Source organism: Hutsoniella sourekii ATCC 700629 (assembly GCF_000518205.1).
Taxonomy (GTDB): domain Bacteria; phylum Bacillota; class Bacilli; order Lactobacillales; family Aerococcaceae; genus Hutsoniella; species Hutsoniella sourekii.
The window spans coordinates 14,030-36,081 of the sequence record NZ_JADD01000021.1 but is presented as its reverse complement, the minus strand read 5'-3'; the positions used below and the strand labels follow the sequence as shown (position 1 = coordinate 36,081).

30 protein-coding genes are annotated in these 22,052 nt (G+C 42.6%); all 30 read right to left on the bottom strand.

From position 1 onward, the window contains the following. Positions 1-13 precede the first annotated feature (13 nt). The 30 genes from T408_RS0106055 to T408_RS12080 all read right to left on the bottom strand — a co-directional run bounded on the left by T408_RS0106055 (position 14) and on the right by T408_RS12080 (position 21,760). Positions 14-397 carry a hypothetical protein gene (locus T408_RS0106055; protein ID WP_028119151.1) on the bottom strand — a complete coding sequence of 128 codons (384 nt, stop codon included), beginning with the start codon at positions 395-397 and terminating at the stop codon, positions 14-16. Positions 398-826: 429 nt separating this feature from the next. Continuing rightward, on the bottom strand, positions 827-1,432 hold the full coding sequence (locus T408_RS0106040) for a hypothetical protein (RefSeq protein ID WP_028119149.1): 606 nt from the start codon (positions 1,430-1,432) through the stop codon (positions 827-829). Then, positions 1,433-3,199 carry a phage tail spike protein gene (locus tag T408_RS0106035; RefSeq protein WP_028119148.1) on the bottom strand — a complete coding sequence of 589 codons (1,767 nt, stop codon included), beginning with the start codon at positions 3,197-3,199 and terminating at the stop codon, positions 1,433-1,435. Further along, the gene (locus T408_RS0106030) at positions 3,200-3,907 is read right to left on the bottom strand and encodes a hypothetical protein (protein WP_028119147.1); all 708 of its coding nucleotides are present in this window, start codon (positions 3,905-3,907) and stop codon (positions 3,200-3,202) included. Next, positions 3,900-8,618, bottom strand: a complete 4,719-nt coding sequence (locus T408_RS0106025; protein WP_028119146.1) for a phage tail tape measure protein — start codon at positions 8,616-8,618, stop codon at positions 3,900-3,902. The genes T408_RS0106030 and T408_RS0106025 overlap by 8 nt, the downstream gene beginning before the upstream one ends. A 247-nt stretch (positions 8,619-8,865) precedes the next feature. Next, positions 8,866-9,225, bottom strand: a complete 360-nt coding sequence (locus T408_RS0106015) for a hypothetical protein (RefSeq protein WP_028119145.1) — start codon at positions 9,223-9,225, stop codon at positions 8,866-8,868. A gap of 20 nt (positions 9,226-9,245) precedes the next feature. Beyond that, positions 9,246-9,905 (bottom strand): hypothetical protein, encoded by a 660-nt coding sequence (locus T408_RS11070; RefSeq protein ID WP_051444824.1) that lies wholly within the window; start codon positions 9,903-9,905, stop codon positions 9,246-9,248. A gap of 19 nt (positions 9,906-9,924) precedes the next feature. Beyond that, the gene (locus T408_RS0106005) at positions 9,925-10,368 is read right to left on the bottom strand and encodes a hypothetical protein (RefSeq protein WP_028119144.1); all 444 of its coding nucleotides are present in this window, start codon (positions 10,366-10,368) and stop codon (positions 9,925-9,927) included. Beyond that, positions 10,368-10,703 (bottom strand): hypothetical protein, encoded by a 336-nt coding sequence (locus tag T408_RS0106000; protein WP_028119143.1) that lies wholly within the window; start codon positions 10,701-10,703, stop codon positions 10,368-10,370. Before T408_RS0106000 ends, T408_RS0106005 begins: the two co-directional genes overlap by 1 nt. After that, positions 10,700-11,050 carry a phage head closure protein gene (locus tag T408_RS0105995; protein WP_051444823.1) on the bottom strand — a complete coding sequence of 117 codons (351 nt, stop codon included), beginning with the start codon at positions 11,048-11,050 and terminating at the stop codon, positions 10,700-10,702. Before T408_RS0105995 ends, T408_RS0106000 begins: the two co-directional genes overlap by 4 nt. After that, positions 11,043-11,327, bottom strand: a complete 285-nt coding sequence (locus tag T408_RS11065; RefSeq protein WP_051444822.1) for a head-tail connector protein — start codon at positions 11,325-11,327, stop codon at positions 11,043-11,045. The genes T408_RS0105995 and T408_RS11065 overlap by 8 nt, the downstream gene beginning before the upstream one ends. Before the next feature lie 20 nt (positions 11,328-11,347). Then, entirely contained in the window at positions 11,348-12,544 is a 1,197-nt protein-coding gene (locus T408_RS0105985) for a phage major capsid protein (protein WP_028119141.1), read from the bottom strand. Further along, positions 12,544-13,260 (bottom strand): head maturation protease, ClpP-related, encoded by a 717-nt coding sequence (locus tag T408_RS11060; protein ID WP_051444821.1) that lies wholly within the window; start codon positions 13,258-13,260, stop codon positions 12,544-12,546. Before T408_RS11060 ends, T408_RS0105985 begins: the two co-directional genes overlap by 1 nt. Then, on the bottom strand, positions 13,190-14,404 hold the full coding sequence (locus T408_RS0105975) for a phage portal protein (protein ID WP_028119140.1): 1,215 nt from the start codon (positions 14,402-14,404) through the stop codon (positions 13,190-13,192). Before T408_RS0105975 ends, T408_RS11060 begins: the two co-directional genes overlap by 71 nt. 59 nt (positions 14,405-14,463) lie before the next feature. After that, the gene (locus T408_RS0105970; RefSeq protein WP_028119139.1) at positions 14,464-16,119 is read right to left on the bottom strand and encodes a terminase TerL endonuclease subunit; all 1,656 of its coding nucleotides are present in this window, start codon (positions 16,117-16,119) and stop codon (positions 14,464-14,466) included. Further along, on the bottom strand, positions 16,116-16,433 hold the full coding sequence (locus T408_RS0105965; RefSeq protein ID WP_035420255.1) for a P27 family phage terminase small subunit: 318 nt from the start codon (positions 16,431-16,433) through the stop codon (positions 16,116-16,118). Before T408_RS0105965 ends, T408_RS0105970 begins: the two co-directional genes overlap by 4 nt. Before the next feature lie 199 nt (positions 16,434-16,632). After that, a complete protein-coding gene (locus T408_RS11055) occupies positions 16,633-16,968 on the bottom strand; it encodes an HNH endonuclease (RefSeq protein ID WP_084543950.1) in 336 nt (111 codons plus the stop codon). Between the two features lie 390 nt (positions 16,969-17,358). Beyond that, positions 17,359-17,778: a transcriptional regulator gene (locus T408_RS0105955; RefSeq protein WP_028119137.1), complete on the bottom strand. Its 420-nt coding sequence runs from the start codon at positions 17,776-17,778 to the stop codon at positions 17,359-17,361. A 17-nt stretch (positions 17,779-17,795) separates the two neighbouring features. Further along, a complete protein-coding gene (locus T408_RS12175) occupies positions 17,796-18,023 on the bottom strand; it encodes a hypothetical protein (RefSeq protein ID WP_028119136.1) in 228 nt (75 codons plus the stop codon). Beyond that, positions 18,011-18,523 carry a nucleoside triphosphate pyrophosphohydrolase family protein gene (locus T408_RS11755; protein ID WP_028119135.1) on the bottom strand — a complete coding sequence of 171 codons (513 nt, stop codon included), beginning with the start codon at positions 18,521-18,523 and terminating at the stop codon, positions 18,011-18,013. Before T408_RS11755 ends, T408_RS12175 begins: the two co-directional genes overlap by 13 nt. Further along, on the bottom strand, positions 18,524-18,745 hold the full coding sequence (locus T408_RS0105940; protein ID WP_028119134.1) for a DUF3310 domain-containing protein: 222 nt from the start codon (positions 18,743-18,745) through the stop codon (positions 18,524-18,526). Next, positions 18,735-19,229 (bottom strand): nucleoside 2-deoxyribosyltransferase, encoded by a 495-nt coding sequence (locus T408_RS0105935; protein WP_035420252.1) that lies wholly within the window; start codon positions 19,227-19,229, stop codon positions 18,735-18,737. The genes T408_RS0105940 and T408_RS0105935 overlap by 11 nt, the downstream gene beginning before the upstream one ends. Next, complete coding sequence (locus T408_RS0105930; protein ID WP_028119132.1) at positions 19,210-19,497, bottom strand: hypothetical protein; 288 nt, start codon at positions 19,495-19,497, stop codon at positions 19,210-19,212. Before T408_RS0105930 ends, T408_RS0105935 begins: the two co-directional genes overlap by 20 nt. 6 nt (positions 19,498-19,503) lie before the next feature. Continuing rightward, the gene (locus T408_RS11975) at positions 19,504-19,851 is read right to left on the bottom strand and encodes a helix-turn-helix domain-containing protein (RefSeq protein WP_084543948.1); all 348 of its coding nucleotides are present in this window, start codon (positions 19,849-19,851) and stop codon (positions 19,504-19,506) included. Next, complete coding sequence (locus T408_RS0105920; protein WP_028119131.1) at positions 19,848-20,327, bottom strand: hypothetical protein; 480 nt, start codon at positions 20,325-20,327, stop codon at positions 19,848-19,850. Before T408_RS0105920 ends, T408_RS11975 begins: the two co-directional genes overlap by 4 nt. Beyond that, positions 20,320-20,517 (bottom strand): hypothetical protein, encoded by a 198-nt coding sequence (locus tag T408_RS0105915; RefSeq protein WP_028119130.1) that lies wholly within the window; start codon positions 20,515-20,517, stop codon positions 20,320-20,322. The genes T408_RS0105920 and T408_RS0105915 overlap by 8 nt, the downstream gene beginning before the upstream one ends. After that, positions 20,517-20,780: a hypothetical protein gene (locus T408_RS0105910; protein WP_028119129.1), complete on the bottom strand. Its 264-nt coding sequence runs from the start codon at positions 20,778-20,780 to the stop codon at positions 20,517-20,519. The genes T408_RS0105915 and T408_RS0105910 overlap by 1 nt, the downstream gene beginning before the upstream one ends. Next, a complete protein-coding gene (locus T408_RS0105905) occupies positions 20,770-21,333 on the bottom strand; it encodes a hypothetical protein (RefSeq protein ID WP_028119128.1) in 564 nt (187 codons plus the stop codon). The genes T408_RS0105910 and T408_RS0105905 overlap by 11 nt, the downstream gene beginning before the upstream one ends. Continuing rightward, a complete protein-coding gene (locus T408_RS0105900) occupies positions 21,334-21,528 on the bottom strand; it encodes a hypothetical protein (protein ID WP_028119127.1) in 195 nt (64 codons plus the stop codon). Between the two features lie 76 nt (positions 21,529-21,604). Then, positions 21,605-21,760, bottom strand: a complete 156-nt coding sequence (locus T408_RS12080; RefSeq protein ID WP_157060769.1) for a hypothetical protein — start codon at positions 21,758-21,760, stop codon at positions 21,605-21,607. Between the last annotated feature and the right edge of the window lie 292 nt (positions 21,761-22,052).

Sequence of the window (22,052 nt, the reverse complement as noted above, 5' to 3'; positions counted from 1 at the left end):
TTCATTTTTCCTCCTATAATTTGATTAAATAGAATCCTCTCAAAAGAGGTGAGCCTTCAAAATAAATATGGGGGATAGTGCAGTCGTTGTTTCCAGAATTAAAAGTGTACTTAACAACTTGCTCATCATTAGCATAATATGAAGCAAAACTTGTTGTCCCATATTGAGTTATACGATTTGTTCTGCCATACAGAGTATCTTGGATAAACCCAAATTCATAATCGGTGTTCTTTTCAAGATTCACTTTAGCTATCCTCAATACACCTTGTTTTGATTCGCCTTTTGGTTTAGCCCAGTAAAACCCTGATTTATGCTCAATTTCCATTGTGTTTCCATCGCCACCATAAGAACCTTTAACAAGGTCAAGTTGTCCATCTTTCCCCAAATTTTCTATCAAATTTGCCTCATATATACCCCCCGACAATTTGCAGTATATTATCCTGTAAATATTTTAATGATATCAAACTGTCTTCTGAGTTGATTTGACTTAATGATTTCATTTAACTTCCCCCTATAACTTTCCAAGGCGTCCACCCTTTGTGCCTGTCGACAGAATACACACGTTTGTGAGTGGTCAAAGCCTTTAGGTCAGTCGCTACTTGGTACCCTGCACCGCCTTTAAAACTGTCGCTGAAAACCGATTCGACAAAGTAATCGGTGAATGTGGTAGGCCAATTTGCTTTATCGCCTGTCGGACCACTGTATACTATGAAATAACCAGTTCGTTTTATGTCGTTAGCGTCAACCTCACCTTTAAGCTCTATTACCTCATTCAATTTAGATTTGGTTGCTAGATCATCACTCGCTTCAAACTTTCCTATCGACTTCACTTCATCACCACCACTCTAAACTCGTTCGATTTCAGCGCTCGATCAGCAACCAACTTAACGCTATTTGCATCTTGTCTGAATCTGCCTATCAAGTATTCTTCGTAAGGCGAAGCTGTCTGATACATTTGCACAATAACATCACGAGTGCCTAGCCCATGATTAACAACGTACTCTTTGGCTGTCCCATTCCCTATCGTTTGCGCATAGGACATTCTGCCTGTCTTTGGATCCGTATAAGTAATACCCACATTAGCCTGTTCAGCCACAACAACCGTCACTGAATACTTCGCTAAGAAAGGTTGCTTCGCTTTAGCAGGGACGACATCGCCTTGAGTAGACTTGAATTCAGCAAACAAGAATTCGCTTCGTCCGTCCACTTTTGCGTAAAGCTTCAAGTTGTTGAGCGTAAAGTTGTCTCTCATGGTCTGGTTGTTGAACTGCCCTGATACCGTTACTTGCTTGCCTTGCTGATTCATCTTTAAATCAGTCAAGTTAACGCCATTAGCTTGCAACTTAGTAAAGATAACCCCTTTGTTATTCGCTATCGCCCAAGCCTGTTCTGTACCTGCTTGGGGTTTGATCTCGCTGTTAAACACTGCCACCTATCTAACCTCCTGTTCTACTCTTGTTTCAACAAATGCGCCGATATATAGACTAGCTGGCTTGACTTCTGATTCTTCTCTCGGGTACAAGACGATAGAAACGGTGTATTCCTTGCCGATAATAAATCCATCTCCGTTGTGCTTAACAGGAATACAGCCTTGCCCTGCAGGGAGATAGCCGTCAGGTTCTCCGTCCCATCGATTCTCGTTGTAGCGAATTTGTGCTTCATTGCTGATAAATTCAGCTTCCAACTCATCACGAATGGTTTCTCGTTCAGTAAGTCGCTTGATTGCTTCATCTTGCTCGCTAGTCAAAGCTTGGATCTCTGCAGTGATCTGTTGCGCTCGTTCAGCTAAGGTTTTAGCACCAGTCGCTTCAGATACTGCTTGATCAGCTTTCTTCTCTGAATCTGTGATTGCTTGAGTTTGTGATTCTACTTTTTTGTCGATCTTCCCGATCTGCTCTTTAACGCGCCGACCGGTAAAGTCATCTACCAAGATTCGCCACTGCTTTAATTCATCATCCCAATATTTGACCATTACATCATTAGGAGTGTCAAACTCGAAGTAATACCATAAGTCATTATCCGTTGGATTAGGTACAGGATCAGGACCATAGGCAATTCGGTTAGAGCCATTAGAGGACATGATAATATTAGTCACTCGCTCCGCTTCTTTGGCCACCAGATTCCCAATCTGTTCATTCGTCAAATCAGCAATGCTAGACTTTATTTGACCGCCGACCGTTTGAGGGGTACTCCCTAACATTAGTTGAATGTACTCTTTCCCAATTGGATCATACTTATACCCAACGCATCGAATGACCTCTTCAACATCATGCAAGAAGTACTTTAGAACAAGGGTATCACCATAGTTAATCTCTGTTCCGTCAATAATGTTGGTGTCGATCTTTATAGACCGCCTTGGCAAGTCTATCTTTTCATACTTGAATTTTCTTGAAGCCCAGTCAGACAGCTCTTTCTCGGTCTTCAAGTTGTTGTTGACGTAATGACGTTCATAGACCTGCTCGTACTCATTGATCAACGGACTTTCCACAATCACAGACAAGTGGACTTCTTCAGGCTCTTTCTCTTCTCCCTCTTTCCGTTCAGGGCGGAAGGTAGACTCAGCATAAATCCTTGTACAAAGCGAGGCATTAGATGTCTCATCTTCATACTTACTAATGTTCTTCTTCTCGTATAGCAGGGCATCAGTTACCCGGCCTACTGAATCGACCAGTCGGATATCCCATCCGTTAAGAAGTAGTTCCGCTTCCCATGTTCCGACGATACTATGAGCCCCTTTAAGGAGTTCATCTAGGGCATTATACTTATCCTTTTCTTTATCAGGGTCTTCTGTGTTATAAGTCCGCTTCTTAGTAATGCTAGACGAGAAGGTGAATGGTCCCCTTTCAGATGCCATTCCAGTCTCAAGTTGTCTCAGCGCATCACTCACCTGGCCATCGTTAATATGGATAGGGTTCGTCATCTTGGTGTCTAAGTCGTACATGACATGAAGCGCATCAACCTCGATATAAGTATCATGCTTAGTGATTTCCCAGATTCTAAAGGGCTGTTCGCCGTCCGGCGTATGAGCCTTGACCAGCATCCCTTCTTTTAAGGACTTGTAGAACTCCTGGCTGTCTAAAAGGTGGCGAAATGACAGCTCAAACGACTTTTCACGCTCGACAACAGCGTCGTAGGCATGGACTAAAACTTGCCCATTCCAAGTAAAGTCCGTTTGATCTTTAGGATACAGATACATCATCTAGCGCCACCCCCATCTTTTGGTTATTTCAACCTGCTTAATGCCAGGTCCTTTTACAACTGCGTTATCTCCTGGTTGGACCTCGAAGAACGGCCCTCGGATCTCTCGGTTTACTTTCCTTCCACCAGTTGACCAGGCGTCCTGGTAGCCAGGCTTGCATTCGATGTAGATGACATCTTGGATCTCTTTAAAGTACATCGTTTGCTGGCCAATCTTCAAAGATGTTTGCTGACCAATCTGGCCAGTAATCTTCAACTTAGGATACATCGGCGCGTTCGTATGATTATTTAAACTGGATCCCAAAGGTTCCGTGACCTCTTTTTCCATTCCAAAAGGCTGACAGATAAACTTAACTTTCACCTTATAACCATTGGTCATATCCAGTTCGTCAAAGCCCAAAACGGATTCCACAAAGTGATAGCGCAAGTCAGGATCGTCGTATGAAGTGAACCAGCCTGAATCGGTCACGAAAGTTTTAAACTGTCTTATCTGGCTCGCATCCACATCCAACAAGTAGAAAATATACTCTTTAGTGATTGGTTCGTATGCCTCAACAGACTGTACTGCTACCCCAGTTAAGTGAGTAGGCTCATAGAACTTATCCTTTTTCTTAGATTTTTGCGGAGAAGAATTAATTTCTACCGCAACAAAAAAAGGAAGTGACGCTGTCGACTTCCCGTTAATTATAAACTCGTTATATTTAAGCAAATCCCATCGCGTCTCCTTTCCTTGTGATTTGTTCTCTGCGCATCTGTTTGCTGATCTCTTCGCCCACGGCTCGAGCTAAGCCTTTGATATCTTGCTCGTCCTTAACAACTGGACCATTGATCTCAACATTAATGTTAACCCCTTGGCCACCACCTGGTGTATTCTTGTTCTTCATATATTCAGCAATCGCGCCTTCGATCCCTCGCATTTTCTCACCACTTGCCAGAGGCGTGATCGATACACCTGATCTAGTAACGTGGAAGAGCTCAGGTCCAGCCTCGCCTACGATCCCCATATAACCTCTTGGAACATTACCACCGCTAGCAAACATACCACCCCATTGAATATTGCCACCATCTTTATAGGCGTCTATGTGACCACCCTCAGCGTGTTTACCAACTGACTGGTAGACCTTACGGTAAATGGTCGTCAATACTGAGGTTTTACTGTAAGATGCAGCAACTGCTGAATTCCATGCTTGTGCCTTCCCTGTATTGCCAGGTAGGCCTGGTGTCAGTGTGGTCAAAGTAGTGGTCTTACTTCTCCCCGCTTCAACAGCTGAGTTCCAATTCTTAGCCTTAGTTGTATTGCCTGGCAAACCTGGAGTTCTTGTCGTTAAAGTGCTCGACTTGTCTTTAGAGGAATTAACAGCAGAATTCCAGTTCTTAACTAACGTTGTGTTTCCAGGAAGACCTGAGGCAGTAGTCGTTATCGTTCCATCTTTAGACTCTACCTTGGACGCTTCTGCGTTCCAAAGTTTAAGAGCTAAAGTATTAGCAATAGTTGACAGAATGTTAGTTGTTACAGTAGATGATTTATCCCCCGGAACTTCATTAGCCGCATCAGCATACGCGCCTACGTTCTGAGCATCCGTTTGAGCGGTTGGGGCTGAGGTTGTGACGGTAGCGGATTTGTCAGTGAGTCCCTCAGTTACATCTCTTAACGCTCGGACGTTTTCGGTTGTCTCAGGAACACCTGGACCACTAGCATTAACCGCAACATCTTTGTCGACTAGCCCTAGTTGAACGAGTTCAAATTCCTCCAACTGATAAGTTGCTGTCTCGGCTCCAGGAGCGGACACGGTCACGGTTACTGTCCCGCCGTCAGCTTGCAATACCGCTTCGCTAACAGAATCTAAACCACCCTTAACGCTGGCTGTCCCATCCTCGTTGACTGTAATATGAACGCCACGACCGTCAAGCTCATTGACGGCGCCACCGATTTGTTCGATACCTTCCTTGACACCTTCGTCATCCAGGTCTGCTTCCAACTCGATTGGCGGTAACCCCATTAAAGCTCGATATTCATTGACAACAGCTAATAACTCTTCTTTAGTGGCGCCAGCATTTGTCATGGTCATTAATTGCTTGACTTGATCAACCGGAAGGCCACTGTATTCGGAAATTAAAGAGGCTATTTTCTCTTGAGATTCTGGAGCATTTGTATCAGTGTCTGCGTACTTGCTTAAGAACTCAGTGTTGTTCCATATATCCGTTGTTTGTAATAACGGCTTGAAATTAGCTAATGCTTGGTCCGTTTCAACCACCGCTTGCTTAGCTTCTACTGGTGGTTCCGCTTTCCAAATGCCATAATCAAATAACAAGTCACTTAATTCTTTGGCTCCCTCCGCTTCAACAAGCGCAGTTTTCTGTTCATCAGTTAAAGAAGCAAAGTCCCCGCCAAACAATTCAATAATACGTTGCAAATCTTCTTCGCCGATAACATTAACCTCTAGGTCTTTAGGTTCAAACTCAATCAGACCTACTTCTTTCAAGGCCTGCAAAAGCTGTCTAGCATTGTCTTCAGTAAGGCCGAATTGTCTTATACTATTAGCCAGAGCTGGACTGATCGTACCATCCATCTCTAATATTGCTAAACTGCCTTCAGTCGTCAGTTGTTGCATCACTTGCCCTAAATAAGTGCTAGCGTCTGTGATATCTGACAGTGATTCTCCTGCCGCTTTCGATAAATCCATATAAGATTTAACGATGCTCGCAAACTGTTCTTTGTTGATAGCCTTGTTGTTCTTCGCTGCATCCGCTAATATCCCACTGATTGTAGCTTCGTTGGTTCGTATTGCATGAATCTTATCATCATACATTTTATTAACCGCACTTATCTCAGCACCATAGTCTGTATAGAACTCTTTGTTGTCCTCCATGGCTTGTAATTTAGCTTGGCGTTCTTCTTCCAACCCAGCAACTACAGCATCCGTTACGCTTTTGACCATTTTCTTTTGACCAATTGCCCAATCTGTCGTTACTTTAGTCTGATTTTGATAAGCAGTTCCAATATCGGTCAAACTTTTATCAATGGCTAATCCAAATCCAGTGAAATTATCTTGTATTCCTTGGAGTTCTTCCTTGGTTGTGATCCCGAAATTCTTCAGGGTGTCTTGCATGTTCTGAATAGGAACACCCATTGCTTTCAATTGCCAGTTAACTGCTTGACCCAAATCTGTCTTGTCGAAGATGCCGTTCCACTTGTTCTGCAGGTCTCTAGTCGCATCATATGTTTCTCTTTTGATTCGCTCTACTGCTTCTTTGTATGTTTCGCCACCGTCAACAAAAGCTTCAGAAATACCTTTATTGGCTTCGGAAACTTTCTTGGCACCCCGCGTTACATAGTCGAAGTACTCTTCATAAGCGCCTTTTGTTTTTGCTATTGCCTCTTGGTGAGCACGGTCATATTTCGTAGCTTCCCTGTAAATGGCATATCCTATACCTGCAACAGCTGCTAATGTAACAGCCGCCGCTCCTACCCAGGAAGAGCTGAATAATGTAGCAGATGCTCCTGCGGCTTCAGCCGCTCCGGTAACTTCACCCAAGTTCTCCGCAGTATCGATAACCCCTTTAGGCGTCGTTATCTTACCAAACCACTTGATCATACCCCCAACAGCCTTACCAGCAGAGCCAGCGACTTGGACAATGCTCCCAAGGGTGGAAGCTACCGGACCAAGTGCGGCACCGAATAACCCTGCTTTAATAATAAAGTCTTGCATGCCTGGGCTAAGCTTGCCGAACGACTGAGCCAAGTCGCCGATGCCCTCGACCATGTTCATTACATGCGGAAGAACATGGGTCCCAACCTCAATTCCCAGGTCACGAAGTTCAGCCATCATTTGTTTGAACTTAAATTCTGGCATTTCCTTCATCTGGTCTGCCATACGTTTAGTGGCACCCGTAGCATTTTCTGCTTCTCTGGTGTATTTACGGACAGCATCTCCACCCTCGTTAACGAGAGCGTTCATTGCTGATTGCGCTTCAGTACCGAAAGCTTGAGCAATTAAGGCGGCCTTTTGTTCATCGGTCATTCCTTTGGTGCTCTCGGCAATTCGGTCTAGTATTGTTGGGAAGTCTATCAATCCATTCTTATACTCTTCCGCACTGAAACCAAGCTGTTCCATCGCTTGAGCATTCTGCTTGGATGGTTTTAGCAGGCGAGTAAGGGCCCCTCTCAGAGCGGTACCACCCTTACTGGCTTCGATACCAGAGTTTGATAGTATCCCCAGAATCGAGGCAGTCTCTTCAACCGACATGTTCAAAGTGTTAGCGATAGGTCCAACATAAGCCATACCTTCCCCAAGGTCAGTAAATCCGGAGGACGTTGCGTTTGCCACATAGGTTAAGGCATCGGCCACTCGTTGAGTGTTCGTCAACGTCTCGTTCAAGCTATTACCCTTCAACTGAAATTGGCTAAGAACGGCCGAAGTCGTTCCCATAACAGCGTTGAAATCTTCTCCTGAGGCAATCGACGCATCAAGAACGTTAGGCATCATACCCATAACTTGGTTGGCGTCGTAACCGTTACGGATCAACTCCGCCATACCCGCGTTGATAACGCTCGTGTGCTCGCCGTAGTCTTTTGCCCAAGACCTTGAAGCCTTCGACAATTGATCAACTTGCTGACGGTGTTCTTGAGTGATCTCCCCGCCTTCTGCAAGGAGTGGGAGAAGACTGCCTATCTCAGAGTGGAACTTGCCCGCTAGCGTCGTTGCTGCAGTGAATCCAGCAATAAGAGGTGCAGAGAGTTTATTGGCATGAGCCCCAAAGTTACTGATCTTCTGACCGACTCCTTGGACTTTGTCGCCCCAGTCGGTCCATTTCTTGGCGGTATCGGCTAAGCGTCCGCCTTGGTCCCGATACTCCTTGTGAAGGGCCTGAGCTTGATTCTTTAATTTTTGAGTCGCAAGTTCCGCGCTCGCCAATGCCTGTGGCATTCTCGTTAGCTCATCACGGTTCTCTTCGTACGTCTTGGTTAATGTTTTTAGCTCTTTCCCTAATGCTTGTGTTTCAGCCTTGGAAGATTGCCAGGCATCTCTTGCTTTGATCGTTTCTTCGTGATTGGATCCCAACGCACTTCTCATTTGAACGTAGTTGTGCCTTAATCTATCAGTCTCTTTTTGCGAGTCCTTGTAGGCATCATTCGTTTGTCGGATCGCCTTTTCGAGCTCTGTTTGAACCTTAGGTAATTCTTTTTGACGCTTCTGCAGGGTCTCCGTCTTCTTAGTAGAGTTCTGTAGCTCTTTGGATAGATTCCCCATTGACGTTTTGTATTTATCAACGATCCCAGGGTTGTTCCCCAATTGAGCCATAGCCAACTTATTCTGAGTCTGCATTAAACGAGTCGCATCTGCTACCCCTTTAAGACCAGCTCGATAATCAGCTTCCCCTTTAAGTGTCAGGTGTATCCCCGCTTCAACTAAAGCCATTTAACCGCCTCCTTTCGTTACATATTAAAAAAAGAGGGAACTCTTTAAACATTAAAGAATCCCCTCGCACTTACTTCCCCTTCGTTTTTAACTTCACCTTCATCATCAGGAAGACTAGCCTTATGCCAAGCGAAATATCGATTAATCAAATCAATAATCATTCGCTCGTCATGGTCATACAAGAACTCGTCCATCGTCATGTGAAGATGATGTCTACAGAAGAAGTAATAATAATCCCAGTCAGGGTTTAAGACTTTCCCTCTTCGTCTTCTTCCGATTCACCAAAGGCGCTAAATACTTCCGCCCCTTTTTTGTTCATAGCTTCATTGTGCGCCATAACAAACGCAATACAATCAACGGCGTCTGTGTTGTCGATGACATCTTTCTCTTTAACCTCAATGCCATTAGCTTTCAAGACAGCCCACACGAATCGAGCCGCCCAAAGGTTTTCGCTTTCTGCAGAAAGCTTGCCGAACTCTGCTTGGCTCACTTTGTATTTAGATTCAAGCAAGATCCAGATTGCGTTGTTGATCTTATATTCTTTTTCTTCACCAGTAATATCAGAAGTGAAAGTAATTAAATTATTTGAAAAAACTGTTTCAGCCACTTAGATTCCTCCTCTAACCATTAACCTAACGAACCAGCTGACGCTGTCTTCTCACAAGCTTGCAATGTATCTTCATCGTACCAACCTTGCTCCAACAACTTATCACGGTCATACTTCGCTTTGTTATCCTCATCAGCCATATCGACTTGGTGGAAGACGAAGTTCTTACCATCGGCCACGCGGTAAACTAATGGTTGGCCAGTGATATTGTATTGTCTCAATTGCTCGTTGACGTCTTCACGCTTAGTTTCCCCGCTAATGTTAACTGGTGATAGCGTACATTTAGGGAAATTAACAATTAGCTCATCCCCATTCTCATCGGTGAACGGAATAGCCATCCGGAAAGGCTTCTTGCGTGGCTGAGTAGGCATTGACCATCCACCACCTAAGTTAACCATCCCTTGTGCCTCTTCAGCAAAGCCTTTAGGCAAGTACCCTGCATCCACTTGAATGGTTGCTGATTGAACAGCAGATAGGTCTGAGTGAAGAACGTTGGATAAGTGAACTTTCTTCTCTGCCAACTCAAGCTCAACGTTGACTTGGTCTAGGGATGGTGTCTCATAAATTTTCTCGCCTGTGTCGTAAGTAGGCGCAGTTGCTGGTGTCTCTTCTTTCGTCATGAAAGATAAATAAATAGATCCTGCACCTGTTAATAGTGCTCGTTTAGAATATGTTGCCATTAATTATCGTCTCCTTTGTTTAAGTAATTGCTTTTTGAATTCTACCTTGCATGCTCCCCTGATGGGCATAGAACGCCGGTCTCATATGAGGTGTAGGTGGGACATAGGTCGCTTGACGTTTGCGGTAACGACGCTTGCGTTTACCAGTACGATTACGAGCCACCCTTTGCCGTCCAAAGCGGTTATCCAAGGCGTGGAAGCCGAGCTCATGAAAGTAACCATGAAGCCCCGGTCTGCCTGACCAACCAATGGTCGCTTCTTCAGCGCTCTTTTCGATCTGAATCCCAGAAGCCCCTTGGCCGGTATGTTGCCTTAGACCGGATTGGAAGTTAGAGCGTGCATCCTTGTGCATGTCCTCAGCAATACGAATGAACTCAGGTTTGGCATTTGAAGACTTGGAGGCATAGTTATCGAACATGCTTGCCGCCTCATCGAAGCCAAACACTTTCAAATCAACTAACACTACCTCACCTCCACAAAATAATGCCAATCGGTCCGATCTTCGTCTTCGTTGTAACTGATCACCTCGCGCCAATCTGAAGTAGTCAAATTGATCTTCTCTAAAGATTCCGTAATAACGGATAAGATCTCTGCATCTTCCACATTGAGAGGAATATCCGAGAAGTAATCGACCTGATAAATTGGCATTTGCGTGTGTCGTTTGTTTGATAGTCTAACGCTGATGTTAGCTAACAAGAAGTAATGAATACGCGGAATGACTGGATTATCCGAATCTCCGTATGACAAGAAAGGCCCTAGACCATTGAGCGCATCATAAATTTTATCTTTAGTCGTCACTCGCTAGCCACCTCTCTTAAGCTTATCTCGGTCTCATTATGCTTATAGGAGTAGAAACAGCGATAAACCTCATAGTGCTTATCGCCTAATTCTACTCGCCACTTAGTATCAATATCAACATCACCGAAGATAGCTATCTTTCGGTTTAACTGCGTGTCGTCTGCATGAGAATAGTAAACGTCTTGGGCTGTGATTCCTAACTTACGATACCAAGCCTTCATCGCCTCGACGTAGATTGTCTGTCCCCTTAAAGGCGTTCCGTACTTGTCACGTTTAGGCTCTGCCTTAGCTAGGAATCTGGCGATACCTGCATTGTAAACTTGGTTTATGAACTCTTTCTTAGCCATCCAAGTCACCTACTTCAGGCAAGAGCTCAAAACTGAATGAACTAAGTTCGGAGAAGAAGCAGGTGTAAAAATGCTCTGTTTTACCGTGATAGGCAAAGCGAACGTACTCAAAGACCAACTTCCGCCCATTGACATCTTTAGTCATATCAAAGTCCCCGCAAGTCGACCGGATGTATGCCTCTCCTTCAGCAAGCAGTTGCTTTAAATTTTCATTGTCATCGTCATGCAAAATGTGAAGCCGAGCCTTTACGGCTTCTAAATCAGATGTAAAGGCCATTTAGCTATCACCACCTTTTGTTATGCTGGGCTACCAGTCCCTGATGTTGAACTAGCGATCTTTAGGTTATAAACCAATGCAGAGTCATTATCTGATGGCGTACCGTCTCCGAAGACATCCATTGCGTAAAGCGTTGCACGCTTCATAGCGAAAGTTTCTTTATATTCGTAGATACGGTTAGTAAACGCTGTTTGCGCTTCGTATTGTCCATCTAAGAAAGCAATCACTTTACCTTCTGGTACATACTCAGATTCAATGACATCTTCAAAGGTGATGAATGGAATGTTGTAGACAAACATACCATTTAAGTTCTGAGAAGCTGTCGCAATCTCAAGAGCATAGTAGTCAAGCGGGTTAACAATCAATTTAACCTTACCAGACACTGAACGACGACGCGTTTCTTTCTTCTCTTGGCCACCAGCGTCTGTGTATTTGACAGTATATTGAGATAGGTCCTTACGGATTTGTCCAATCTCTTTAACCATTGCCTTGCCGTCTGCAAAGGTTAGCGTTCCTTTAGCCTTCTTGTCTGGATACTTACCACCAGTTACCGCTCCGTCTAAGTCTTTCATTAATCCGATTGGTTCGTTGTTACCAGTACCTGCTACGATAGCCTCTTCCCAAGCGTCTGCGATAGCTTCTTGAAGACAGATTCGGATGTAACGATCTAACCAGGCCGGACCTAAATCTAAAGTGTCATTTGAGATTAGGAAGAAGGCGGTTAAGCTGAGTAAGCTAGTCTCACGTACATCGAAGGTCATATCCAATTGGCCTTCAAGGTCGCGGTGAAGGGGTCCCCAGACTGCTTTACCTAGTCGTTTAGAAGTGATAATCTTCTGCTTACCAACTCCCGGAGTAAACTTGATCGCTCGTAGAAGTGGACGGTCGCGCTGTAAGTCTTCGAACACTCGCTCGATTACTGTTTCCGGCAACAATTTGTCTGCCGGGATCTCGCCAGTCTTTTTAACTTCGTTGTAGAAAACTAACTCTTCGGGAGATAATGTATTAATACCTCTTGCAGCAAGGACAGAAGCTTCAGTTACATGTTTAAGCTCTTCGTACTCAGCCTTTACTTGGTCCATCGCCTTGTTAGAAATGCCTTTGAAATAGGCTTCCATTGCGTCAACCTGCTCATCCGTTGTAACATCATCTTTTCCTAGAAAATCTTTAAACTTATTCTTTAACTCTTCAGTAGATGTAAAATTCAATTTATCCATTACTTACCTCCAAATATTTTATTCAAACCTTGAGGAGTTTTACCCTCAGGCTGTTTGCTAGTCAACTTGGCAACTACCTCGTTAACAATTTCTTCTTTCGCAAGATTAATCAGCGTGTTATCGTCGCCTGTAACTTGTTCCCTAGTTCTATCTGCCAAGCCTTCTCTAACTGCTTCTTGAGCAGTAAACCAAGTCTCGCCCTCTAGCCACCGACGGATGATATCATCACTATGACCAGTCTTTTCTTGATATATAGCGATTAGGGACTCATCAACACTTTCTAATTGGGAAATAACCTTTTCCAAGTAACTCTTATTACCAGCGCAGAATGTCCACGCCTCGTGCAACATCATTTGCGAACCCGTCAGCATGACGACCTCGTCTCCAGCCATGGCAATAATACTTGCAGCACTTGCCGCTAAGGCGGTAACTTCAACGGTAATGTGGTTAGGTAAATCCTTGAGATAGTTGTACAAGGCAATTCCATCGAAAACATCTCCTCCCGGGCTGTTAAGACGAATAACGATATCTTGAGTACAGTCGCCAATCATCTCTTGGACGCGCTCTTCATTGATATATTTATCGCCCTCTTCCCAAAAGCCAGGCGTCCCGATGGTGCCTGACAAAGTTAGGACCAACTTATCATTAATCAGCTTGTTGTTGATTTCCGGTTGTATCCGACTCGCTATTTTTTGTAACTTGTTTATAATTCTCACCTCCAGATTTGACTTCTGCTTGAACCGTTCCATCCTCGTTAAGAGGCGCGTGGTTCTTCGTAATAAACCTTCTCGTTGAAAGCTCAGTGTTCAATCGATCTTTGCCTTGAAGTTCAAGAATATCGTCAATCGTCCATACTGAACTGCCGATCATCTTCTCTACAGCTCCTGCCATCTCGAACTCGCTGTTGTAGATAACCTTGATCATATTCACGGTCAATCTATCTCTGCTAGACAGGCCAAAGTATTTAGCGTTAATCTCCGTTGAGATGATCTCGATCAATGGGCGAACACAATACTTAATGAACAGCTCGTTGTGAACCGATACATCGGCCAAGTCACCACTGAACAGCAGTGGCGGGACTTGCAAGATGTTGGCCACCTGTCGAATATAGAGGTTCTCTAAATCGCCAACTTCTTTGACTGATCGACTTTCATAATGCTGAGCACTCTCATTGATCTGATAGTCATCTTGCTGAGGTGCAATCACGACAGAATCGTTACGAACCTTTTCTTCGAAACCTTTCAAGAAATTAGCAAACTTCTCTTGATTCTCTCTCCCTTTGCCCGTTTGGTGCTTGAAGGTTGCATATAATCTAATCTGATTGTTCCGCATATGAACGTCTACCAAGCGTTTGAACAACTTAGCATAAGATGTATCTAATGATTTCAAGAAGATCTCCAAGCGCTCATCCGAGTACTTGAAGTGAAAGACTTCGTTCGCATAAAAATGCTTAATCAGCTGAAGATTACCGATTACTACTTCTGTATATTTTTTAGGTCCCAGAACCGTTTCATCGCAATAAAAGCTATCTGCAATATAAAACTTGCTGTTATGAATAACGACCAAGCATTCACCTTCATACAGCATCTTGTTTACTACCTGTCGAATGAAGTCTGCCGAGTTTAAATTATCATTGGCTTGAATATTCATGCGATAATTCAAATGATTATCTTCAGTATTAAACTCCACTAAACTACAAGCGCTTTGAATCTTGCCTATGACCGTCTTTAGTGCCGATTCTCTCAAATGTATGTCTTGATAATCGTGATAAATGACTTCCCAATCACTAATAGGAATACTATCCCCTAAAGTGTCTGGGACAACTGGACGGCCTGTGTACAAAGCTTTAATTCTATTCATCAAACCAATATAGGCCACCTCCTATCGCTAAATTACCCAGTTTCAAGACATATGGCAGGTCAAGTCCAAAAGTCCTCAAAGACGAAGTCTTCAGGCGCCTCAGGGAACAACTCCGTCCCCTTCCAGTACGCATGTACTAAAGCCATGAAGCCATCTATCTTCCGTCTGTTCTCTTCTTTCTTCTCATAGGCCATGTTCCCGAACTTGTCTCTTCTAACGAATACGTTATTGGTGTACCAGTTCATTAAGGGATTCTTTCCCCAAACCAGTTTGTTTTCAGCAAATGCCACCTCTATCTGAGGCGCTACTGTCGCTTCAATGGACTTGGTCCGTCTAATGAATTCGATCTCAAAGCCTTCGGCTTCAAGGGCTCCTCTAACATAGTCCATTCGGTAGTTATCTCCTACAACAGTATTAAAGTCGTAAGTCTCTCGCATTTTGACAAACCACTCGACTATATGTTCAATTCCAATTGTCGGCTCGTCGACAACCGTCAATAACCCCTCCCTCTCCCACTTGGGGATCTCAGGATTGATTGCTAGGGAATAAGAGTCGATGAATTCCTTGCGAATGAAAGAATGGGACAACCAAATGTATTCATCGTCTCGCTTGAACAACAAACCAACCGCAGCGAAGTCTTTTAAAGAGGCGTAATCCAGTCCGCCGACCGCATAGTAATCAGCAAGGTCAGATGGCAACTGGCGGTTAGTTGCCAAGATCTCTTCGCGACTTGCAACAGATGTCTCAAGCTGAACATCTGAGATATTCATCCGCTTAGTGAGCCACTTGATCTTGTCTCGCTCCCCGCGTTGCACTTCTCCCCACTGGTCACGAACAGTTCTCATAAGGCCGTCCCCGTAATCACTTAAAGGAGGATGGAACATAGGATTTGCTTTCTGCCAATTCGATTCATCGCTAACCTCTGACTTGTCATCGAGCGTACATATCCAGGGGAAGACCCGACTCTGGAACGACTTGTGCTTCAGGATTTCCCTAGCCTTATCCAGCTCTTTGTCATAGACACCATCCCTAACGTAACCATTTGTAGAAATATAGAAAGTCCGAGGTGGTTGAACTTTACCCAGGCCGTCTGTCAGCACGTTGATAATTTCGTAATTGTCGTATTGATGAATTTCGTCAAAAATAACAACCCCGTGCGCGAAAGAGTCTTTCGTGTCGGCGTTGCTAGTTAAGTATTCAATTGTGCTGTAAGTTTGAGTATTCAGTATCTGAGCTAGTCCGTTCCTAAACTCCCCGACCTCTTTGTCAGTTAACAACGGATTCCGCTTCAGCATATTATGGATATCCATGAACGATTTTTTGGCTTGCTTTTCCGAGTTGGCAACTACTGCAGCGTGATATTCAGGTATTCCGTGTAAGCTAGAAACGAAGTAAGCTAGCAAAACAGATATCAGACCATTCTTCCCTGCCCCTCTTGCCATCGTCCAGAAAAAGATATTGAAAACTGGCGCTCCGTCTGCAAAGTATAAGAAGACGAAGGAGACCAGGAACTTCTGAAAAGACTCAAGGGGGAAGAACCACTTCTCAGCAAATGCGACAAAATCATTAATCTGCTTCTCGTCAAAGTATATATCTTCGAGAGTTAAAACAATGTTTTCTAAATAAGCAATTAAATCAATCCGGTCCTGATTGAGTTTAATCTTCCCAGTTCGCCATTCTTCAACGTACTCATCCACGAACGGATGGGTTATCATACAAGGCTAACTTTCTTAACCGGGGACTCCTCTTGAACCTCCGGCTCTTTGTAATTAAAGGACCGTTCTAAATTGATGAGCTGAGAATTCAGTTTTCCAATCTCATTCAAGGCAGGGTGAGACTTGGTGAATTCTTGAGAAGCGTTCTTAGTAACTACCGTTGCCCCCTCCTCATCAATTTTCTTCTGCAAACTTCGCATCAACTCAATTAGAGAAATATACCTCTCAACTTTCTCCACTTCAATCGCGTCCGTTTCATCAATTTTAGACATCAATTCTTTTTTCACGCGCGATAGCGCAATCTGCTTAGCCATGACCTCACCTCCTAATACGCGACTATTTTTCATAAATATTTTTGGAAAAGACTGCCAGCCCGCTGATTATAAATATTAAAAAAGCCAAATATATTTAATGGGGTATATTTTATTTTTAATATATTTAATCAGGAAGGACGTTGCGAAAATGATTACAGACTAATTGCACCATTGAAGCGATAGCACACTCACCATCACCTTAGTACCATTCATCATCCCACTTAGAAGGTAAATGAAGACCAAAGTGAATGGCATTGTGGCACTCGATACATACTGTCACTAGGTTACTTGCATCCAGTCTCTTGTCCCAATGATTTTCTAACGGAAGAATGTGATGAACAATTAATTTATCTAGCGTCACTCTCCCGAAGTCTTTGCAAACTTGACACTCATTGTTATCTCTAATCAACACCTCATCCCTAAGCTTGCGCCAAGCCGAAGACCAGTAGAAGTGATCACGCTCTACTTGTTTGACTTGGTAAGACCCAGGTTGTCTAGCTTTTAAATAAAGTTTGTCAAGTAAATCCCCAGCCATAATTTCCCCCACTCTTAAATTTATAGCCTTAAAAAATAGAAAGCTTAAATCAATTTAATGAAATAGTTAATCAAATAAATAACTCAAATTAAAAAGGGCCGGCAAAATGCCTGACCCTAAAACGATATAATGAGACTACCTGTCTCCACTTCAAAGCTTTTCCATCGCCTCAAAGCAACGTCATAGCTTCAAGATAGTTTGTTATGATATTTGGTTGAGTAAACACATGCATGCTATGACTAAACTTCAGCTAGGAGTCGAACCTAGCCAAAGTATACAAAAGGAGGAATCCCTTATGACCGAAGGCATATCAGATAGGACTCTTGTAGATTTCTCTACCCTATCATATTAACAAGAAATCCACCCTCAAAAATCCGAAAATCGTCCGAATTATTTATCTAAATTTAAATCGTCGGCTACATGTTCAAAGAACTGATCCCTTAACTGAAAAGCTTTACTCCTACCGCATGAGATAATATGATTGTCCACTAGCCCGTCCATCGTATATTGTCGGTACTTCTTAATGTACAGCTCATGAATAATAATGTAAGTGTCCTCATCGCATAAATACAAGTTATCCATAATGACACGTTTGTTCCTCTCTAGACTAGCTAGCCGTCTATCTTGGTCAATAGTTATCAATAAGTTGGACATGCCATCAGCAGGCTTGCCTTTAGATTTAATATCAGCATTAACATCAGCCGCTTTAAAAGGGTAACGTAATTCTTCTTCGCGTTGTTTAATATACTGATCAATTTTCGGATAATCTTTCAAGATGTCTTTAATATAATTAAATGTACTTCGCTTCATGCAACCCTCCTACCTACTTACTGCCTAACTGACCTATCAATCTCGTCAACAACTAAACCCCACAAAGAATAAAGCGTTTCTAAAGGGTTCTTCATCTCAACAATTAAGTAAAGTATCTCAATTCCTAACCAGTAGTCTTCGTCAGCGTACATCAACTCTCTTTTGACTCGACTAATTGCTTCCTTAACCTGACAAGGGTTCCTTAACTTTACTGAGGCTTTTATGGATTTAACTATATCTTGCATGCTTGACAATCATCCGCTACTAGATCTTCGTCCTTGATAAAGCCTCCGTCACCCGTCACTCCTGTTCGATCCTTTATCTCGTTATAAGCCGCTTGCAAACATTCTTCAGGTTCTAAGTTGTTATCTAAACAAAGATCGTAAAGAAAGTTAGTAAACCAACCAATCAAATCATCAAAGTCACCTTTGCCTTTAGTAATAAAACTTGACAGACGCCCAACCTTAACTGGATATCTAAGAAGCGCCATCGCATCTTCTGTACTCTGCATATCCTCCCAGAAAGGATAGAACTCCTTAGTATATTGTTGGCACAGAACAATTAACGTGACAAAGGAATCACCAATCCCATCTTGAATATCAGACAACTTACCTCCAAAGAAAATCGCTTCAAAAGCTTCTCCAAACTCCTCAAACGCTCTTAAAGTTTGAGCTTTAGAATCCGATTGGTGTAATCCCTTATCCATGGCCCATAACTTAACCAATTCAATATAATCAATATTCATTTACTTTTCCCCTTTGTTTTCGAATTCTTTTAACCTTCTCAAATACTCTTCAGCTTTAGACAGATCTTCTAGGCCATTCTTTTGAACATAGCGCAAGGTATATTTCCAGATGTTGCCAACCATGAAACCTCGAAACCACCCTTCAGGAAAGACTTTGGCCATGACTGCTATTAAATCTACAGACCCTTGTTGATAATGTTCTGGTTTAATTTTATTTAACATAAGACTTCACTGCCTCCAGCATCTCCTCAATGGAGGAGGCGACCGTCCCATTCAACTTGATGAGACCAACTGTGTAGAGATTAGCGTATGAGAATTGGGACTCAGCCAACTCCGACAATGCCTCTAACTTCTTTGGATTATCATAGCCAGCTTGACGACTATCCGTATAAAGACCAACGATCGGAATCCCAGCTTGGTAGGCAATCCCAATCTCTGAGGCAACCCCAGGGTCAATCGCTAACCCATCGAGGACAGCGATAAGCAATTTGCTTTCAAGCACCGCTTCAGTGTCTAGCTCAGCTATCATTTTAGAGTCTGCATAATTCGACTTATCATTAATTTCTCCCTGATTTTGAGGGACAAACAAATCAATTTGACTACCAAATCTTGCTAGCAACTCATTCTCCAACACCTGATTATAGAATCTTTCGCTCTCTGCAAATAATGGTGCAGCTAAATAGATCTTAAATGGCTCTGTTTTCAATATCACTTTCCCCTTCCTTCAATTCGCTACACAAGTCTTCCATCTCACTTTCACTACATCCGAAGTATTCCACTAGCATTAGCCAAGGCCTCTTACCTTTGGTTGGAAATTTTCCGTATAAATAATGATATAGCGAACTAATATTAATTCCGATAGCTTCCGCAAAATGGGCATTTGAATCAAACCAATAGCTATCTTTTAACAACTCTCTTGCCAGCCCAGTTGTCGGTACAATTGAATCCAGCCTTTCTTTCCTTTTCTCATCCATTCATAATTACTCCTTTATAATTATTTCTTTTCCACAGTAAGGGCAGAATTTGTAGTCTTTCTTATAGAAATCTAGATTGATTGTGCCTATCTCGCCTCGGCATGTATCGATGGGATAGTAGCCGAATTCTTGGTTCAATGGTTGGACTTGCCAGGCACAATTATCCTTGGCCAATTCTTCAACAGTTGCACCAGCCAGATCAGCTATGGATTTAAGTCTGTCCGCCCTGGGCTTGGTTAAGTCACGCTCCCATCGAGATACAATACTGTCACTAGTTCCAAAATGTTTTCCGAACTCCCCCATCGTTTCTCCACGTTCCAACCTTATTTCTCTTATCCTTTGTCCTAGAGTCATGATTCCACCCCAAACATATATTTCTTGATTCTGTCTTCGCCTACTTGTTTGATGGCTTCCTTGACTTCATTCTCACTATCAAAGTAGATAAAGTCAAACAGCGGAGCATCCAAGGCGAAGGTCACTCCCAGTTTATATTCGTAAGGTTTGTAGGTAATTGAATAGTTTTCTTCTCGTTGTTTTAATTTATCCCTTCCCCCGGCATCCAGTAACTCGGCTCGGATTTTTAAGCGCTCAACAGCGTGTTCGGCCTCTTGTTCTGTCTTGAACACATTACCGATTATGACTCGGCTTTTCTCAAATTCTTGATTATCCCATCTGCTCATGTACGCACATCCATTATGATTTATGAAAAAATAACACTCCTCATATCCTGGCGCCCACCTCGCCTGGTCGAGCCTTTCCAACTCCTCTTTCGCCTTAGCCAGTTCTTCCTCGACTTTAGCGATACGGTCTAAGGTTTCTTGTCTATTCATGGCCTAAATCCAAACCGATGCTCTCAGGAACGTAATCAGCAATATCCACAAAATTGTCTAAATCTATCTCAATGAACTCTCTGAACTCATCTTTTTCGCTGTAAACACCCAAACCGACTACTCTCTTGTCCTTGTTTAAACTAACAAGAATATAGCCTTCGTCTTTATTAATTAAAGTTCTCGTAATCATTATCTTTCCCCCCGATAAATATCCGCATAATAATGTTTCTCCCCATCTACCTCGAATTCATAAATCAAATGATATTCAGGTTTAACATCGTCTCCCATTTTTGCAGTGTAAACCCTTTTAGGCGCACTAACCTCGGTCGCATGAGTTGCCCCAGCAATAGCTATTGCTTCTTCTTCAGGCTTTCTCAGAACAGTATCAGCAAGCGACAAAAGCCCCATTATCAATAGCGCTACAATGCAATACTTGAAAGTTCTATCGTCCATTCTCCATCTCCTTTATAATTCGTTCCCATGTATATCCACCACTTGACTTTTTATGCCCCGTCAAACAGCTTTGTATTCTTTTTTTCAATACCCCGCTGATTTCACTAGCTTCTTCAACGCTCGTATAAACGCCGACTATTCTACCTGAAAGCTTGTCTCTCTGAATTATTATAGTTTTTTCTATCAATTCATTTTTCTTTTCGTTTATAGCAAACCTTACTAGTGCCCAATCAATAGCAGTTTTTAAAAGTTCTCCTTCTAAATTATGAAAACCTTGCTTCTTTAGTATTACATATAGCCTGTATGGAAGGATTGCCACTGTATCTTTTTGAACATTTTCGGGGTCAAATAAAACCCGAACCTTTCTGGGGCCACCTTCCCCATACCTGCCATACGACTTTATACCTTCTTTTCTTAATCTGTGAGAAAAATTAGAAATGTTTTTTGGAGGGTTATGACCCTTTTTTAAAAGGAACTTCTGTAATTCTCCCCATGTCAACCACCCACTTTGCTCTCTAGCATCGTTTAACAACTTGTCTGTCAACCAATCCAATTAAATCAACTCATCTTTTTTGGAGCTGTTCTGTTTTTCAGCTTTTAAGATAACGTTAGCATTCTGAATCATTTGTCTTGCTAAGCCCGATATTGCGTTTGCTCTATCAATGTCAATTGGCGTTACCGTGTCTTGCATTTTATGCAATTGCTTTGTTTGTTCTCCTAAAATTACTTGTAATTCAGTTAATTTCATCTTCCCATCTCCTCTATCTTTCTTTGAATCTCAATTATTTGATCAATGCTAAGCCCTTTATAGGCGAGCAATGCTACTATTGCGTCGAAACATTTGTTGCATGGGTTGCAGGAATTACTTCTTGCTGCTCAACTTGACTGGGTGCATAAGTTGTATATATTATGAAAATTACAAAAGCTAGTAGTCCTAAAATGACTAATAATACGGATGATAAATTGTTATTATCACTCATTGATTTCCTCCTTTAATTAAATCAGCCCATACTTTTTGCCCTCTGCCAGACTTTACCCCAGACTTTATTTTAAAACACTGGGACGTCAAAACGTTGGTGTAACAACGTTTGTTAGGAAAACCCCAGACTTCCCAGACTTTTTTGCGTAATTCTTTTATATTTTGGTAATAATAATCACTTATTAATTATTATTACTAATTTATATAATAATTATTTAAAAAAGTATGGGTAATAAGAAGACTACCCTATATAAACTCAATGGTATCAAGGGGTTTGACGTCCCATAGTATTA